Origin of the sequence: Bacillus sp. 205(2023) (assembly GCF_037027485.1) — a bacterium.
GTDB lineage: Bacteria > Bacillota > Bacilli > Bacillales > Bacillaceae > Bacillus > Bacillus halotolerans.
Genome location: NZ_JAXCHF010000002.1, coordinates 445,227 through 461,670 on the forward strand (window position 1 = coordinate 445,227; position 16,444 = coordinate 461,670).

The window sequence follows — 16,444 nt, forward strand, 5'->3', positions numbered from 1 at the left end:
CACCTCATTTTTAGAAAATGCAGCCAATCTCAGAAGTCTTGACTTTATAAGTTTCATCTGATATTGAAGCCACTTTTTTAATTTTAATCGCTTCTTGAACTTCTTCCAAAGACAAATTATATTTTTCAAGAAAAACACTATCGCTTGTATCAATACTTCTTTTTGATAAATAAATGATTTTATTAAGCAACCTTGCTGCGGTTCTTCTCTCAATCCTTATATGTTCCATTGACTTATAATAGTGCTCAGCATCATCAATAAAAACATTTATATCTAACGCTTTACCTAAAATCTTAATATCTTCTAAATCTCTTGGGCCGTAAGAATATCCTGATCGCCAGTTTCTTAATACATTTTTTGTAGATTTATCCCAACCCAGTGCAATCATTTTCTTATAAAGTTTATTATCATCTAATTTAAGAAAAAAGAATTTATCTTCATATAAATTTCTCCATTCCCGAACATTTTTATAGTGGAGTTTTGACAAATTTTTTTCAGTTACATTATCAATAAAGATTGTATATAAATCTTCTTTAATATCATTATTAATAATTAATATTTCTTCATTTCCCTTTAAATTTTTTAAATGATCCTTCCTAATATCTTTTTTACTTTTTATAAGATACCTCACTGCATTTCCAGGTCGTATAAACATTTTAGAGTCATCAGTGAAAGTTACTAATTTGGCTTTGACAGCATTTTCGAATACATATGGCTTACTTAAACGATCGGATAGGTCTAATTTAATTCTGTTGATTGAATCTAAAATATTATCTATTTTAATATTTAACTCTTTATGTCTATCAATATCTATACGTTTAATTTTTTTATAGAGTATTTGATATATTGTTTCATTATTTCTTTTAAAATCTGAAAGAGGGAATTCGTTATCAATGTCAGACAACATATTAAATTTAGATTTTAATTCTCTTATTTCGAGCTGATACAATAGTACAATCATTTTTTTACCTAAGTTCCTCAAAATAGGATCCAAATCACTCACTCTGATAGCTGATGTTAAAATTACTGCATCGAAATTTCCACTTTGAATATCTTTTACATCATGATAGCTTTTTATATATATACCTTTACTTTCCAGATCGGAAATATCTACTTTTAAATTTAAAGAAATCTTCTCTTTTAATCCCAAGCTGTCAATTTTCCCAGACGCTACAATTAAAATGATTTCTTTATTTTTTATTGCTTTATTTATTATCAACTCTAAAGTTTCATATTTAGGAGAAACCGTATCCAATTGATACTTATTAAAAATATCTTCTATTAATTTAATAATTCTTTCAAAGTCTAAATTCTCATATCTAAAATCACTATCTTTTAATTCTTTAATCAAATTTTTAATACTATTATATTGAGGATCAAAGGTAGCAATAAAATCATATTCTACACCTTCAATTGTCATTCTAATTGAGTTGTATAGTAAACTTCTTATAATCTTTAAATCACTACTATTAAAATTATCCCTTTGTAACTTCTGTAATAATTCGAATGCTTCCTCTAAAGCGTCTTCAAATTGAGATTCAATATACTTAAAACTGATTTCATTAATATCAGAGCTAGGTAGGTTAACTTTTTTTTCAATATCTACAAATTTTTTCAACTCAAAATTATCAAATATATAGTTTTTATTTTCTTTTTTGAGTAAATATGGTGTCCTTATATCTAAAGGGTTATCTAAATAAATAAAATATGGTGTATTTCTCTTCACTAAAACATCTATATTACCTTTAATACTATTTCCATCGACAAAAATATAATCAAATTCTTGTAACTCCTTTGTTTCTAAGGTCTTTATAGTATCTGAAAATGTAAAAGTTGGCGGTTGAATATTATCCACTCTCCCCAATGTATTACGTTCTCCTCGGGAGATGGGTTTGAAATTTTTCCGCCCCCTTGCTACTGGCATAATATAGTACAATGGTATTGATCCTGGAATTTTATTGTTAAAATATCTAGATAAATAAGTCCTCCAATAAACCATTGAATAAGTTTTATCATTCATGTCACAAAAAAATCCATTTTCATTTAAAACTTTGTGATACCTATTACATTGCACAAAAACATCAGAAGTTTTTACATTTACTTCTTTAATTTTTTCAATTAGTTTTTGATTTCTAGATATTATTAAAACACTCGACCTTTTACTAAGATTTTTTTTGTATTCTAAATTTTTTTCTAAATTATATACACAACTTATTATCAGCTCTAAAAAGATTTCAATATTAGGATATATAAAAACTGAATTCTTTTTATTAATCCACTCTTTTTCAAAAAATTGAATAATATATTTATTCAACTCATTAACAAGTATTGTATTAAGTACTTTCATTGTTTAGCCTCCTTTCAAGTAATATTTAATTTTCTTTACTTATGATACGGCTCCCCACGATTAATCCGAAAAGACCGATAAACCTGCTCCACCAAAATCAACCGCATCAACTGATGAGGAAACGTCATCTTCGAGAACGACAGCTTCTCATCCGCTCGCTTCATCACCGCGTCACTCAATCCAAGTGAGCCGCCGATGACGAAGGTGACTTTGCTTTTTCCATATGTAGCCAGCTTATCTATTGTATCGGCTAGTTCTTCGGATGTTTTCATTTTTCCTTCGATGGCGAGGGCGATGACGTGGGCGTCGGGGCTGATTTTTGATAGGATGCGGTCGCCTTCTTTGTCTTTTATGATTTTCATGTCCTGGTCGCTTAGGTTTTCCGGTGCTTTTTCGTCCGGGAGTTCGATGATGTCGATTTTTGCGTAGGCCGAAAGTCGTTTGGTGTATTCTTCAATGCCTTGCTTGAGGTATTTTTCTTTTAGTTTTCCGATTGTCACAATATTGATATTCACAGGTCATCCCCACTTTAAAAACAAGTTATTCATATATGTTGTCCACAATTGTGGATATCTTTTCTGTATTTTGTGTAAGATCATTCGTTCCCCACTATATATACTGCGGGGTCTCCACATAATTCACAGGCTGTGGATAAACTGTTAGTATGTTCGATTTTTCTGATTTCGGGCGGCAGCTCGTGGTCGTCTATGTACATATCCAGCACGGTTTCGATGTGTTCTTCACAGGAATAATACGTTTGTTTCATGTTCAAATCCTCCGATGGTTTCTTGCATTTTTGCAAATATTCTCTTCCCAATATAACCTATTTATTCACATGTTAGTAGTGCTTCGGGCTGAGTTTTATCCACAAATCGACAAACAAGCTGTTGATGACTCTATTTCGCCCGTATGTTAGTTTGGATGTAACCGATGTTTGGGGAGGTCTGCATGTGCGCTTCAGATGGGTCTGGCTTTTTGTGATCATGTTGCTGCTTGCTGGGTGTCAGCCGTCTTATTGGGTGTTAGAGAAGGATCGGATCGGTGAAGGGAGTTCCGAGCTAGAATTATACGCAAATTACCTTCAAACACATGATGATGTGAAAGGATACCAAGTCTTCACCATATCAGAAGGCAAAAAAATGGTCGTGGTCTCTCTCGGAAGCAGCGAGAAGGATAAGAAGCTTGAGGTGTCAGACGTCAAATACTCACCTAAAGAAACGATTGTGACTGTGAAGCGAAAGCCGGCTTCCGAGGAAAATGAGAAAAACCCTTATATTTTGATTGGACTGGACAAAATTGAAGGGAATTTAATCGTCCAAGACGAATCAGGAGATCGCTTTGAAGAAACCGATTATCAGCAATAAAGCCGGCGTTCGATTGAACGGCCGGCTTTTTTTTATTTCAATGTTCCATGCGGATCAATCACAAATTTCTTCGCCGCTCCTTTGTCAAAGTCGCTGTATCCTTTTGGCGCATTGTCCAGAGAAATGACAGTGGCGTTGACGGCTTTTGCGATTTGCGCCCTGCCGCTCAGGATCGCTTTCATCAAATTGCGGTTGTATGTCATAGCGGGTGTTTGTCCGGTGACAAAGGTGTGGGCTTTGGCCCAGCCGAGTCCAAAGCGGATTTTTAAAGAGCCTGTTTTGGCGTCCGCATCCTTTGCACCGGGATCTTCGGTCACGTATAAGCCTGGAATGCCGAGACTTCCGCCAACCTGGGTGACGTCCATGATCGAGTTCAGTACGGCGGCCGGCGCTTCTCCTTGGCTGCCGTGTCCAGATGCTTCAAAGCCGACACAGTCCACTGCGGCATCAACGGTTGGTTCACCTAGTATTTGTTCAATTTGTTCGCCGAGGCGGTCGTGTTTTTGCACGTTGACCGTTTCACAGCCAAAGCTTCTGGCCTGTGCCAGTCTGTCTTCATTCAAATCGCCTACAATCACTGTGGAAGCGCCAAGGAGCTGGGCGGAGTGCGCGGCGGCTAAGCCGACAGGTCCTGCTCCTGCGATATAAACGGTAGAACCTGTTTGCACGCCCGCTGTATATGCCCCGTGAAATCCGGTTGGAAAAATGTCGGACAGCATCGTCAAATCGAGAATCTTTTCTAACGCCTGTTCTTTATCCGGGAAGACCAACAGCTGAAAATCGGCGTACGTCACCATGACGTATTCCGACTGCCCGCCGACCCAGCCGCCCATATCGACGTAACCGTAAGCCGATCCCGGCCGGTCCGGATTGACATTCAGGCACACATGCGTTTTCTGCGTTCTGCACATCACACAGCGTCCGCAGGCAATGTTAAAGGGAACGGATACGATGTCGCCTTTTTTGATAAATTCAACGTCCCGACCTGTTTCAATGACTTCTCCCGTAATTTCATGCCCGAGCACTAAGCCATCAGGCGCCGTCGTGCGGCCTCTGACCATGTGCTGGTCGCTTCCGCAAATGTTTGTGGTAATCACCTTCAAAATCACCCCGTGCTCACATTTCCGATTCACATTCGCCTTCGGAACGCCGGGCCCGTCCTTCAAGATTAACTCCGGATAGCCGATATCCTCCACCGCCACGTTTCCTTTGCCTTTGTACACAACCGCTTTGTTTCCTGTCAACGCCATTCCTCCCATTCATGTGTTTGGACTTTGCGTCCTTGAACATGACTTCGGTTCGGCATGACCCTTTCCCTTTTTCACGCCTGCTTTTTCTGTATTCTTACAACAACAAATATGCCAAGAAAGCAGCCGATAATGGTTCCGATGAGGTCAAACCAGTCCAATTTTCCTCCATTCAACAGGAACACAACAACCGCCGAGATGATGCCGATGATAACAGCCAGAAGAATGACCCGTTTGGTGCGCATATGCTTCCTCCTTTATCTGCATCCATTTTACATATTCATTTTACAGTAATTAACACCTGTTTGTTTGAAAAGGCTATTCGATATTTATAGTTTTGAACCTCGTTTAGATGGAGGCTGGACAACGTTCTATCATTGATATGTATCAAATTGTGCAACAGGAAAAAGAGACTTCACAAGTCTCTTCATAAACAGCGGTCAGTTGAATAATAATTTCCTGAGAAATAATGTGACAACACTGGCTGCTAACGCAATTGCAGTATAAAGCACAACCCAAAACATGAATGAACTGTTGCCAGAGGCTAACGTAAACAACAATATCAAACTCGCAATAAAGACGATGAGCGGACCAATCCAAACTCTCTTCCATATGAAATAACCCGCTGCACCAATTACGCCCGATATCATCGGAAAAACAAAAACGATGAGCAGTATAACGGCTCCCAAGCCGGAACCCCCTTCACCTTAAAAATCCTTCATCACCTCAAAATCATACAGCTTTAAATGACTCTTCGGCGTCACGACGTCCTTTACCGTCCCGATCTCTTTTTCCTTCACTTTCTTTCCGGTTTTCAGGCTGTATTGTTCAATGTATGCAGGCTGGTTGTAGGTATATGTGAAGAAATAGAGGCTGCTGCCTTTTTGTGTGATTTCTTTGAAATCGGCCTTCATTTTCTCTGGGGAAAGGGCGAAGGCAATCCGGCTTTTTCCTGTCTTTGCATCGATCTTGTATACCTTTCCGAAGCCGTCAATGAAATACAGGGACCCATGATACGAGAAAAAGCTTTTTTTGAAGCTGAACGGCATAGAGCTGTATATGGTTTGCTCGTCGTTTTTGTATTCGGCGATATCATAAAGCTCCACTTTGCCGTTTTTCTTATTGATTTTCACCATTTGATAGAGATTGCTGGCTTTTTGCCCCCGAACCATCACATATACAGCTTGATCGTCCGCAGTAAGCTGGGATTCGATTGAGGCTCCTTCCCGATACTGCCATTCAGTGATGGTTTGATATGTGAGCTTCTTTTGATCGGCTTGAATCTGAAGGAGCTGGTAGCCTTTCTCATCGTCTGTCGGGACAAGTGCGTAAATGGCGCCACCATGAAAACCGGAGGCTCGGATGTAGTAAGGAATGACGTCTTTTTTCCACTCCCCGTCCAACTGGCGGTACAGCTCTGAGCGGTATCCGCCTCCCTTTTTGTCATAGCCGGAGTTGTAGAGGGTGTAAAAGCCGTCCGTGTTTTGCAGAAATCCTGCGCTGTCACCGGTGTGCTGATAGGCTCTTTTATGGGAGCTCAGACCGTCTTTGATCGTGAAAATCTGGTTTTTGTCCTCCAGCATCACACTGTCGTCATGAGCCTTGGCGGAACCCAGCTCAAGGCCCTTCATCTGAAATGAAGACAGCGACCTGTCTTGGCTGATAAACAGGGCATAGCTTTTCCCGCCGCCAAATGCATCTTGATCCGCAGAGGTTGAGAAATACAGCAGGACTTCTTTGTCGTTCAGAAAATCAGGGTTTCGGAGATCCTGCTGACTCACGGCTTTATGGCTTTTTAGAGGAGAAACGAAGACAAATAATGCGATTCCTGCGAGCATCAGCAAGGCGATGGTGATCATCCACTTTTTCATATCCGCTCCTTAATGGATCGTCATGACGGTTGTCGTATAGGAAGAGCTTGTGATGTCGCGCGGGTAAACGCCTAACCCTTTATTGCTGTCGATATCAATGCCGGCTTTGAGCAAAAATGCGGACCACAGGAGCTTGGAACAGTTTTTGGCGCCGTCATGGCCGGTATTTCTGTTATTGACGAAGTTAAACGAGTATGAGTCGCCGACTTTCGATACCGCCCAGTCGGCAGCGGATGTTTTTTGTGAAGAAGTGACATTGACTGTCTGTACGATGGAGTTGTCTTCCACGTCTCTGGCGTTATAAGCAATTTGTCTGACGCCGTCGCTTGGAACAGATTCAACAATTTTGTCAGCGGCGGAGTACATGCCGACGTGGCCATGGTTGTAGTAGGCTGTGTAGGAGTTGGTGTAGTAGATGTTTCCCTTCGAGCTTGTGGGAAGTTTTTTCGTACCGGATGAGCCGCCCATCATGGACATGCCGCTTTCCTTGGCGAGCTGGTCTCCTTCTGCTTTATCGGCGGTGATTTCATTGTAAAACTGTTTGAGAATGACATCGGTCTTTACGCGCTGCTGTTTGGCAATCTGGCTGGCGGATTTTGTGATTTCTTCTGGGGTCGTGCCTGGCTGAAGCGCTGCGATTTCTTCAGCATAGTTCGTGGCCTTCACAGCTTTGGCGGGAGAAATAAACAGGCTGCTGCACATTGTAAGCGCTACCAAACCAATAAACATTTTTCCCATAATACTCATAACATCTCCTCTTTTCATGTGTGTTAGGAAAGATGATTTCCTTTATCATCATTATATTAGGGAAATGTGGAAGGTAGCTAGGTGATTTACAGAATTTTTAGAAATCATTTACAGGAAGGTTGTCTCACAAAAAAAGGCCTTCCCCAGGCCTAAAGCTTCTTACTCATAATCACATCAGTCTCCTGAAATCCAGCCCGCTCATACAGCCGCCTTGCCGTCTCATTATGAGCAAATACGTGAAGAGACAGCTTTCGAATGCCCATGTTTCCCGCCATCTCATCCAGTGCGTTCAAGGCTTGCTTCGCGAAACCTTTTCCCCGATATGATTCATACAGCCCGAAATCGTAAATAAACGCTTCCTGCTGCGGGTGTTCCGGTTCTGCGTGAATCCAGAGCCAGCCAGCCGTTTCCTTTCCGTTCAGGATGATACTCCACAAATGGTGATGATGCGTTTGCAGCCCATTCGGCAGCAAATCAGAAAAAGTCTGTTTGGACAAAAGCATGGCCTCATCAGGGAGCCACGATCCTGCCTTTACCTTTTCTCTTGCATAATGCTTTGTCGTGTATGTCAGATAGGATCGAAATTCTTCGATCTGCATGGGGGTTAGCGTGATGGTCATATAGCTTCTCCTTTATTTATTGACTAGAGGATTTTACATAAAATAGAAAGAGGTGTTACTATCAAGATAAGCAAATAGATTGATAAATGAATAGAGAAGGGAGTTTCAAATGAATAAGATTGCACCCGCAGAAATCGCTAACATGCTCAACGATTGGTACCTTGCGATCAAGAAACATGAAGTTGAAGAGTCCGCCCGTATCTTTGAAGAAGTGAAGCCTTTATTGGATGATATGGAAGAGGATCAGGAGGTGCTTGCCTACTTCTCCTTATTAGAATTGCGCCATAAAGTATTGCTTCATGAAGCGAGAGGGCTGGGCTTTGAGCATGAGGAGTCTCCTCATATGAATGCTACGTCAGACATGCTGAAATATTACTTTTTTCTGTTTGAAGGCATGTATGAAGCCTATAAAAATAATTACGAAATTGCCATCGGGCTCTATAAAGAAGCGGAGCAGTATCTCAGCAACATCCCCGATCCGATCGAAAAAGCCGAATTTCATCTGAAGGTCGGCAAGCTCTATTATAAACTGGGACAAAATATGGTGTCTCTCAACCATACAAGGCAAGCGGTCAAAACGTTCAGAGAAGAAACGGATTACAAAAAGAAACTCGCCTCCGCATTAATTACGATGTCAGGCAATTTTACCGAGATGAACCAGTTTGAAGAGGCGGAAACCTATTTGGATGAAGCCATTCGCATGACGAGAGAATTAGAGGATCATTTTTTTGAGGCCCAGCTTTTACATAACTTTGGGCTTCTCCATGCTCAAAGCGGCAAATCAGACGAGGCCATCTCAAAATTAGAAGAGGCTTTACAGAACGAAGAGTACGCCCGATCTGCCTATTACTATCATTCTGTTTACTTGCTGATACGAGAGCTGTTTAAGACTGAAAAGAAAGAACAGGCCCTGGCTTATTACCAAAAATTGAAGGGAAAATTCAATACTGAGCCGAATAAGATATGTGAGGCAAAAATTGATATTTTATATGCCATTTACGCAGAAGGAGGTCATGCGGAAACGTTTCACTTATGCAAAGAACATATGGGTGTGTTGATGTCGGAGAGAGAATACGACAGTGTAAGAGAACTTTCCATTTTGGCTGGCGAACGGTATAGGGAAAACGAGCTTTACAAAGAAGCTGCCCACTTTTTTTATGAAGCATTACAGATTGAAGAACTCATTAAACAAACGGAGGTTATGTAAATGAAAAAGTTTCTAATTGGCGCAGGCGTTGCAGCAGTGATTTTATCCGGCTGGTTTATTGCAGATCATCAATCACACTCACAAGAGATGAAAGTCGCTGAGAAAATGATTGGATAATAAAGAAAACCCCCGCTGGGATGCGGGGGTTTTCACATGTCTACAACAATTTCTTCCCTAGCAGGGATTCTACTAGCTCTACCGCTGTTTGGCCAGTCTTGTTTTCATGATCAAGAATCGGGTTAACCTCAACGAATTCAGCTGAGGTAATGATGCCTGCGTCATACAGCATTTCCATAGCCAGGTGGCTTTCGCGGTAGCTGATGCCGCCGACGACAGGGGTTCCGACACCCGGTGCGTCGTTTGGATCAAGTCCGTCCAGATCAAGGCTGAGATGGACGCCGTCGCAGTCTGATAAATAATCGAGGGTTTCTTCGATCACCTTTGTCATGCCGAGGCGGTCGATTTCGTGCATGGTGTACACCTTCATGCCGCTTTCCTTAATATACTGGCGCTCTCCTTCATCAAGTGACCGGGCGCCGATAATGACGACATTTTCCGGTTTGATTTTAGGCGCGTAGCCTTCAAGGTTCACCAGTGACTCGTGCCCGATGCCGAGGCTGACGGCCAGCGGCATGCCGTGAATATTGCCTGAAGGTGATGTTTCAAGCGTATTCAGGTCACCGTGTGCGTCATACCAGATGACGCCGAGCTTATCGTAATGCTTCGCTGTACCTGCGAGCGTGCCGATCGCGATACTGTGATCGCCGCCCAAGACAAGCGGGAATTTTTTCTCTTCAATCACGGTGTTCACCTTTTGAGCGAGCTTTTCGTTTCCTGCCAGTACGGAATTTAGGTTTTTCAGTTCTTCATCGTTTTGGATCTTTTCACGGCTGATCGGAATGTCACCGAGATCTTCAACCGTATAACCCATTTCTGACAGCCTCTCAATCAAATGGGCATATCGGATGGCACTTGGTCCCATGTCCACTCCGCGTCGTGCTTGTCCTAAATCCATTGGCATTCCAATAACCGAAATCGTTTTATCCATCTGTGATTCCACCTCAACATATAAGATAATGTCCTATGCGGGTACTAACAAAGATGACTTGCGGACAACGTTTTTAAAGCTCTAGCTGACGATTTGCCTGCTTGCGTTTTTTAATGACAACATGATAAATGATGTAGCAAATGACCATAAACGGCACTCCGCAATACAGCGCGATACGCTGCTCCGGATCAAACGCGAGACTGATGAGAACGACTGTATTTAACGTCAGGCCGATCAGCGGAAGCACCGGGTATAGCGGTGTTTTAAATTTTAGATCTTCTATCTTGCCGCCTTCACGGATATATTTGCGTCTGAACCTGATTTGGGAAAGTGAAATCGCGATCCAGCCGACCTGTGCGCTCATGCCCGCCAAGGATAGAAGCACCATATACACGGTTTCGGCCGCCGCTACTTTTGACAGAAGCGACAGGCAGGCTACAGCCATCGTTACAATTAACGCGTTCAGCGGCACACCTCTTTTATTTGTTTTGCCGAGCGCTTTGAAGGCCTGTCCTTCATTCGCCATCGCGTACAGGATACGAGTCGATGCGTATAAACCTGAATTCGCAACGGATAGCAGCGCGATTAAAATAACAAAGTTCATAATATCAGCGGCATATGGAATTCCGATTTGCTCAAATACGGCAACAAACGGACTTTCCACAACACCCGCCTGTTTCCACGGAATCATGCCGGCAATGACAATGATTGAAAGAACAAAGAAGACAAGTGTTCTCCATACTGTCTGTTTGATGGACCGCGGAATCGTTTTTTCAGGGTTTTCACTTTCTCCGGCTGCAACCCCGATCAGCTCAGTTCCCTGGAATGCGAAGTTCACGGTAATCATCGTTATCAATATTGCCTTTATGCCGTTCGGGAATAACCCATCTTCATAAAAATGCGTCAGAAACGGCGCTTGCTCTCCGCCTTTTAGGTCAATGAAGCCGAACATAGCGGCTCCGCCGAGAATAATAAATAAAAGGATAATCAATATTTTAATGCCGGAAAACCAAAATTCAGATTCTGCAAAGGCTTTCGCGGTTATTGCATTTAAGGTAAACATTAGGGCCGCAAAGACCAGACACCAAATCCAGACATCAACGTGCGGAAACCAGCGGAGCATCAGCTGCCCCGCTGACAAAAATTCTATTGCGCATGTAACTGCCCAGCCGAGCCAGTACAGCCAGCCGAACGCAAATCCGAAGGCCGGGCTGATAAATTTTGTCGCATAGGTCTGGAAGGACCCCGATACAGGAAAGGCGACCGCAAGCTCCCCTAAGCAGAGCATGGTCAAAAACATGATAAAGCCGCCCACTAAATAAGACAGAACCGCGCCGAGCGGTCCCGCTTGGTTAATGGTAAACCCGGTTCCCAGGAAGAAACCGGTTCCGATCACTCCGCCCAATGAAATCATAAACAAGTGGCGAGATTTCATTGTCCGCTGGAGCTGATTTCCGTTATCTTGGTTCGTATTCACATTCTGCACCCCTTCAGCAACTTGTATTGGATCTAAGCTGGAACATCTATCGTGATGCGTATCCCAGTTTGCTGTCCAAAGAGTCTCTATCTATTTAATATAAAATTCACTTCTTCTCATAAAGATACATTATACTAAAATACTGTAGCTGAGCAAATAGGGAGTGCTAATTTTTCTGTTGTAAATTTATACAAACGAAGTGAATATCCCGCCATGATGCGGATTTATGCCTTTTGCAGCACATGCTTGATTTTTTCAATCGCCCAATCCAAATCCTTTTTGGAAATGATTAATGGCGGTGCAAAACGAATGACAGTATCATGCGTTTCCTTGCATAAAAGTCCTTCATCTTTTAAACGCTCACAATACGGACGCGCCGCATCCGTCAGTTCAACACCGATAAACAGCCCTCTGCCGCGGACTTCTTTAATGATAGGGTTATCAATGCTCTCCAGCTCTTGTTTAAAATACTCGCCAAGCTCAAGAGAACGCTCCGCCAGCTTTTCATCTTCCAGCACTTCCAGTGAGGCGATGGACACCGCACATGCCAGCGGATTTCCGCCAAATGTGGAGCCGTGTGAACCCGGGTTAAACACGCCTAAAACGTCGCGGTCCGCCGCAATGCATGAGATCGGGAACACACCGCCGCCAAGCGCTTTCCCCAAAATGTACATATCAGGAACAATGCCATCCCAGTCACAAGCGAATGTCTTGCCTGTACGTCCGAGACCCGTCTGAATTTCATCGGCAATCAACAGCACATTCTCTTCCTTACAAATTGCCGCCGCTTCCTGCAAAAACCCTTCAGGCGGAATCACAATGCCCGCTTCGCCTTGAATCGGTTCAAATAAGAATGCCGCTGTGTTTGGCGTAATCGCCTGGCGCAGCGCTTCCGCATCTCCGTAAGGGATTAGTTTGATTCCCGGAAGCATCGGGCCGAACCCTCTTTTATACTCCTCTTCAGAAGAAAGAGAAACCGCCAGCATCGTCCGGCCATGGAAATTTCCGACGCACGCAATGATCTCCGCCTGATTGTCCGCCACGCCCTTCACTTCATAAGCCCAGCGTCTCGCTGCTTTCACCGCAGACTCAACCGCTTCAGCCCCCGTATTCATTGGCAGAATCATTTCTTTGCCCGTCAGCTTAGCCGCCTTTTCGTAAAACGGTCCGAGCTGATCATTGTGAAACGCGCGAGACGTCAGCGTGATTTTATCAGCCTGATCCTTTAACGCCTGAATGATCTTCGGGTGTCTGTGCCCCTGATTCACCGCAGAATAAGCACTCAGCATATCCATATATTCATTGCCTTCCGGGTCCTTTACCCAAGCACCCAGCGCTTCAGAAATAACAATCGGCAGCGGATGATAATTGTTGGCACCGTAATGAGACGTCTGATCAATAATTTCTTTGGATTTTGATAAAGCTGGCATATTTGAATTCCCCCTTGTTTTCTGTTTCAACACAATATCCTGCTTTCCCTTTTTATAAATGCAAGTTTCGTGCCAACTCGCACATTCGTGTATTTTCTACAATATTCGAGGCAAGGGTGCAAAAATATTCAGATATTTCGCACGAAATTTTCATATAGTGCAAAATTCTTTTGCATATCCTCTCTATTCTTTTATAAAATAGAAGCAATATTAAGAAAATAAATGAGGGAGGTTTATACTTTGGTCAAAGACAGCGAATTCCTCACATTAGTGTTTCAGAGCATTTTGGATGAAATTGATGTCGGCCTGCACGTCGTGGACGAGCATGGAAACACGATTGTTTATAACAACAAAATGATGCAAATTGAAGATATGGAGAAGCAGGACGTTTTAAATAAAAACCTGATGGATGTATTTATGTTTTCGAAGCAGCAGGACAGCACACTTGTGCAAGCCCTCCAGGAAGGCAAAACGATCAAAAATGTAAAGCAAAGCTATTTCAATAATAAAGGCCAGGAAATCACGACAATCAATCATACATATCCGATCGTCCAAGACGGCAACATCAAAGGTGCTGTCGAAATTGCCAAGGACGTGACAAAGCTGGAACGCCTGATCAGAGAGAATATGCATAAAAAAGGAAATGCGACTTACACATTTGACAGCATTCTCGGCACCAGTCCGGCGATTCAGGATGTCATCGAAAACGCCAAGCGGGCGACCCGCACGTCTTCATCGGTTCTTCTCGCAGGTGAAACCGGCACGGGAAAAGAGCTGTTCGCACAAAGTATCCATAACGGCAGCGACCGATCAAGCGGCCCGTTCATTTCTCAAAACTGTGCGGCTCTGCCGGACAGTCTGGTGGAAAGCATCCTGTTCGGTACGAAAAAAGGCGCGTTTACAGGTGCCGTTGACCAGCCTGGCTTGTTTGAGCAAGCGCATGGCGGCACACTTCTGTTAGATGAAATCAACTCACTGAATTTGAGCTTGCAGGCAAAATTGCTGCGCGCCCTGCAAGAACGGAAAATCAGACGCATTGGTTCGACCAAGGATACACCGATTGACGTGCGCATTATCGCCACGATGAATGAAGACCCGATTGATGCCATTGCGGGAGAACGAATGCGCAAGGACTTGTATTACAGGCTGAGCGTCGTGACACTGATCATCCCGCCGCTTCGGGAACGCAAAGAGGACATTTTGCTTCTTGCGTCAGAGTTCATCCAGAAAAACAACCACCTGTTTCAAATGAATGTCGAACATATCAGTGAAGATGTGAAGCAATTTTTCTTATCCTATGATTGGCCGGGAAATATTCGCGAGCTTGAGCATATGATCGAGGGTGCGATGAATTTCATGACAGATGAACAAACGATTACGGCCAACCATCTGCCATATCAATACCGCATGAAAATCAAGCCGGCAGACATCTCGAAGCCGGAACCCGCAGGACATCAGCCCGCCGCTGATTTAAAAGAAAAAATGGAGAGCTTTGAAAAATATGTGATCGAAAACATCCTTAGAAAACACGGCCATAACATTTCAAAAACCGCTCAGGAGCTCGGCATCAGCAGACAAAGCCTGCAATATCGGCTGAAGAAGTTTTCTCTGCACGCAAAATAAACCTATGTACATCATTAAAATAATAACCAGTAATCATACAGAACAAACCATTAAAATAAACGCTGAAAATGGAAAGCTGACAAGCCCTTACACGCTGTTTCACGTGTAACATCCATCTTGTATTTTCTCATATTCGATCTTTTTTTTGAAATGGAACGGGCGTGACCCCCGTTCCGCTTTTTTACATAAAAAACAGCCTGGCATCAGTGCCAGACTGCTTGTATTAACTTCCTAACTGATCTGCGGAGGACAGCTTCACTTCAATGGACTTTTCTTTTCCGCCGCGGTAAAACGTCACCTTCACCCGATCACCGACTCTTTTCTGATAAAGCCGCTTCCGAAGATCCACAATATCATTTATTTTTTGTCCGTCAAATTCAGTGATGACATCCAGCTCCTTGAGTCCCGCTTTTCCGGCAGGTGATAAGGCATCTACACCCATTATCACCGCTCCATTGGTCACATGTTTAGGAAGCTTCAGTGTTTCATCCCAATGGTAGCTTGCAATGTCGCTTAACGATTTCATTTCAATACCAAGGAACGGACGTTTCACTTTGCCGTATTTCTCTAAATCCTCTATCACCGGGATCACAAGCTTAGATGGAATGGACAGGCCAATCCCTTCAACCGCTGACTCCGCGATTTTCATTGAATTGATGCCAATGACTTTTCCGTCCATATTCAACAAAGCTCCGCCGCTGTTCCCCGGGTTAATGGCCGCATCGGTTTGCAGCACCTCTGCATTCCAGTCAGGCTGACCGTCATCATTGGAATCAACCGGAATCGCCCTCTCTGTTCCCGATATGACGCCCTGTGTGACAGAACCTGCAAATTCAAGGCCTAACGGATTGCCGATCGCAATCACCGGTTCACCAGATTTCACTTTATCTGAATTGCCAAAATCAGCGACAGCTTTGATTTTATCGCTTTTCACCCGCAAAACGGCAAGATCCATCAGCTGGTCGCTGCCGACAAGCTCAGCAGACACACGCGAACCGTCTTTTAAACTGATTTCAATTTGGGAAGCGCCCTCGATCACATGATGGTTGGTCACGACATAAGCAGAGTGGTCATTTTTCTTATAGATGACGCCTGAGCCGCTCCCAGCCTCACCGCTTTCTCCCCAAATATCTGTTTTTTGAATGTTTACGACACCGACAACAGCCGGCGACACATTGCTGACAATCTGAGTGACAGCGTTGTTCACACTGACATTCACTGTTCGAATTGATTCCCGGCCGTTGGTCTGCTGCTGATCCGCCTCGCCCGTATCAAACCCCTCATTTGAAAGGTACGGCATAATAAACGCCATCAATACAGCGCCGACAATCACCCCGATCAGACTTGAAAGAAAATAACCTTTTTTGCTTCTCTTCGGCTGTTCAGGAGTATTATGTTCTTCCTCACGCTCGTAATCCACCATATTCCATCCTTTCAGAGAACGTTGATATGGTTATATTGTG

At 43.3% G+C, this 16,444-nt stretch carries 17 protein-coding genes; 4 read left to right on the forward strand and 13 right to left on the reverse strand.

Annotated features, from left to right (window positions below; genetic code table 11):
- Positions 1–10: 10 nt before the first annotated feature.
- From drmE to WA325_RS09715, 3 genes are all read right to left on the reverse strand, one after another.
- On the reverse strand, positions 11–2,347 hold the full coding sequence (gene drmE, locus WA325_RS09705; RefSeq protein ID WP_336183545.1) for a DISARM system-associated protein DrmE: 2,337 nt from the start codon (positions 2,345–2,347) through the stop codon (positions 11–13).
- A 35-nt stretch (positions 2,348–2,382) separates the two neighbouring features.
- Entirely contained in the window at positions 2,383–2,862 is a 480-nt protein-coding gene (gene rlmH, locus WA325_RS09710) for a 23S rRNA (pseudouridine(1915)-N(3))-methyltransferase RlmH (RefSeq protein ID WP_336183546.1), read from the reverse strand.
- 80 nt (positions 2,863–2,942) lie between these two features.
- Complete coding sequence (locus WA325_RS09715) at positions 2,943–3,113, reverse strand: CxxH/CxxC protein (protein WP_003236479.1); 171 nt, start codon at positions 3,111–3,113, stop codon at positions 2,943–2,945.
- Positions 3,114–3,297: 184 nt separating this feature from the next.
- On the opposite strand from WA325_RS09715, the gene WA325_RS09720 reads away from it, so the two are divergent.
- On the forward strand, positions 3,298–3,711 hold the full coding sequence (locus WA325_RS09720) for a hypothetical protein (protein WP_326325109.1): 414 nt from the start codon (positions 3,298–3,300) through the stop codon (positions 3,709–3,711).
- A 32-nt stretch (positions 3,712–3,743) separates the two neighbouring features.
- Here the strand turns inward: WA325_RS09720 and fdhA are convergent, their stop codons facing one another.
- The 6 genes from fdhA to WA325_RS09750 all read right to left on the reverse strand — a co-directional run bounded on the left by fdhA (position 3,744) and on the right by WA325_RS09750 (position 8,196).
- Entirely contained in the window at positions 3,744–4,970 is a 1,227-nt protein-coding gene (gene fdhA, locus WA325_RS09725) for a formaldehyde dehydrogenase, glutathione-independent (RefSeq protein WP_336183547.1), read from the reverse strand.
- A gap of 62 nt (positions 4,971–5,032) precedes the next feature.
- Positions 5,033–5,203, reverse strand: coding sequence for a hypothetical protein (locus tag WA325_RS09730; RefSeq protein WP_024123503.1), 171 nt, complete (start codon positions 5,201–5,203; stop codon positions 5,033–5,035).
- 195 nt (positions 5,204–5,398) lie between these two features.
- Positions 5,399–5,647, reverse strand: a complete 249-nt coding sequence (locus WA325_RS09735; RefSeq protein ID WP_336183548.1) for a DUF2651 family protein — start codon at positions 5,645–5,647, stop codon at positions 5,399–5,401.
- A gap of 18 nt (positions 5,648–5,665) precedes the next feature.
- A complete protein-coding gene (locus WA325_RS09740; RefSeq protein ID WP_336183549.1) occupies positions 5,666–6,829 on the reverse strand; it encodes a hypothetical protein in 1,164 nt (387 codons plus the stop codon).
- Between the two features lie 9 nt (positions 6,830–6,838).
- Positions 6,839–7,576 carry a YiiX/YebB-like N1pC/P60 family cysteine hydrolase gene (locus WA325_RS09745; RefSeq protein WP_336183550.1) on the reverse strand — a complete coding sequence of 246 codons (738 nt, stop codon included), beginning with the start codon at positions 7,574–7,576 and terminating at the stop codon, positions 6,839–6,841.
- A gap of 149 nt (positions 7,577–7,725) precedes the next feature.
- On the reverse strand, positions 7,726–8,196 hold the full coding sequence (locus tag WA325_RS09750) for a GNAT family N-acetyltransferase (RefSeq protein WP_336183551.1): 471 nt from the start codon (positions 8,194–8,196) through the stop codon (positions 7,726–7,728).
- Positions 8,197–8,305: 109 nt separating this feature from the next.
- On the opposite strand from WA325_RS09750, the gene WA325_RS09755 reads away from it, so the two are divergent.
- Positions 8,306–9,403: a Rap family tetratricopeptide repeat protein gene (locus WA325_RS09755; protein ID WP_336183552.1), complete on the forward strand. Its 1,098-nt coding sequence runs from the start codon at positions 8,306–8,308 to the stop codon at positions 9,401–9,403.
- Complete coding sequence (locus tag WA325_RS09760) at positions 9,404–9,520, forward strand: Phr family secreted Rap phosphatase inhibitor (protein ID WP_010332587.1); 117 nt, start codon at positions 9,404–9,406, stop codon at positions 9,518–9,520. It begins immediately after the preceding gene.
- A 40-nt stretch (positions 9,521–9,560) separates the two neighbouring features.
- Here the strand turns inward: WA325_RS09760 and rocF are convergent, their stop codons facing one another.
- The 3 genes from rocF to rocD form a co-directional block, all read right to left on the reverse strand.
- A complete protein-coding gene (rocF, locus tag WA325_RS09765) occupies positions 9,561–10,451 on the reverse strand; it encodes an arginase (protein WP_336183553.1) in 891 nt (296 codons plus the stop codon).
- Between the two features lie 73 nt (positions 10,452–10,524).
- Entirely contained in the window at positions 10,525–11,928 is a 1,404-nt protein-coding gene (locus WA325_RS09770; RefSeq protein ID WP_095712589.1) for an amino acid permease, read from the reverse strand.
- Positions 11,929–12,152: 224 nt separating this feature from the next.
- Positions 12,153–13,358 carry an ornithine aminotransferase gene (gene rocD, locus WA325_RS09775; protein ID WP_336183554.1) on the reverse strand — a complete coding sequence of 402 codons (1,206 nt, stop codon included), beginning with the start codon at positions 13,356–13,358 and terminating at the stop codon, positions 12,153–12,155.
- A 240-nt stretch (positions 13,359–13,598) separates the two neighbouring features.
- Here rocD and rocR point away from each other — a divergent pair, with 240 nt between their 5' ends.
- Entirely contained in the window at positions 13,599–14,981 is a 1,383-nt protein-coding gene (gene rocR / locus WA325_RS09780) for an arginine utilization regulatory protein RocR (RefSeq protein ID WP_024123512.1), read from the forward strand.
- 223 nt (positions 14,982–15,204) lie between these two features.
- Here rocR and htrC read toward each other — a convergent pair whose 3' ends face one another.
- Complete coding sequence (htrC, locus tag WA325_RS09785; protein ID WP_336183555.1) at positions 15,205–16,404, reverse strand: serine protease HtrC; 1,200 nt, start codon at positions 16,402–16,404, stop codon at positions 15,205–15,207.
- Positions 16,405–16,444 lie beyond the last annotated feature (40 nt).

Bases quoted from the DNA above. Each gene is read 5' to 3' on its own strand.
- fdhA (WP_336183547.1), bottom strand. From the start codon at position 4,970: ATGGGAGGAATGGCGTTGACAGGAAACAAAGCGGTTGTGTACAAAGGC.
- WA325_RS09715 (WP_003236479.1), bottom strand. From the start codon at position 3,113: ATGAAACAAACGTATTATTCCTGTGAAGAACACATCGAAACCGTGCTG.
- rocF (WP_336183553.1), bottom strand. From the start codon at position 10,451: ATGGATAAAACGATTTCGGTTATTGGAATGCCAATGGATTTAGGACAA.
- WA325_RS09745 (WP_336183550.1), bottom strand. From the start codon at position 7,576: ATGAGTATTATGGGAAAAATGTTTATTGGTTTGGTAGCGCTTACAATG.
- drmE (WP_336183545.1), bottom strand. From the start codon at position 2,347: ATGAAAGTACTTAATACAATACTTGTTAATGAGTTGAATAAATATATT.
- WA325_RS09755 (WP_336183552.1), top strand. From the start codon at position 8,306: ATGAATAAGATTGCACCCGCAGAAATCGCTAACATGCTCAACGATTGG.
- WA325_RS09740 (WP_336183549.1), bottom strand. From the start codon at position 6,829: ATGAAAAAGTGGATGATCACCATCGCCTTGCTGATGCTCGCAGGAATC.
- WA325_RS09750 (WP_336183551.1), bottom strand. From the start codon at position 8,196: ATGACCATCACGCTAACCCCCATGCAGATCGAAGAATTTCGATCCTAT.
- WA325_RS09730 (WP_024123503.1), bottom strand. From the start codon at position 5,203: ATGCGCACCAAACGGGTCATTCTTCTGGCTGTTATCATCGGCATCATC.
- WA325_RS09760 (WP_010332587.1), top strand. From the start codon at position 9,404: ATGAAAAAGTTTCTAATTGGCGCAGGCGTTGCAGCAGTGATTTTATCC.
- htrC (WP_336183555.1), bottom strand. From the start codon at position 16,404: ATGGTGGATTACGAGCGTGAGGAAGAACATAATACTCCTGAACAGCCG.
- rocD (WP_336183554.1), bottom strand. From the start codon at position 13,358: ATGCCAGCTTTATCAAAATCCAAAGAAATTATTGATCAGACGTCTCAT.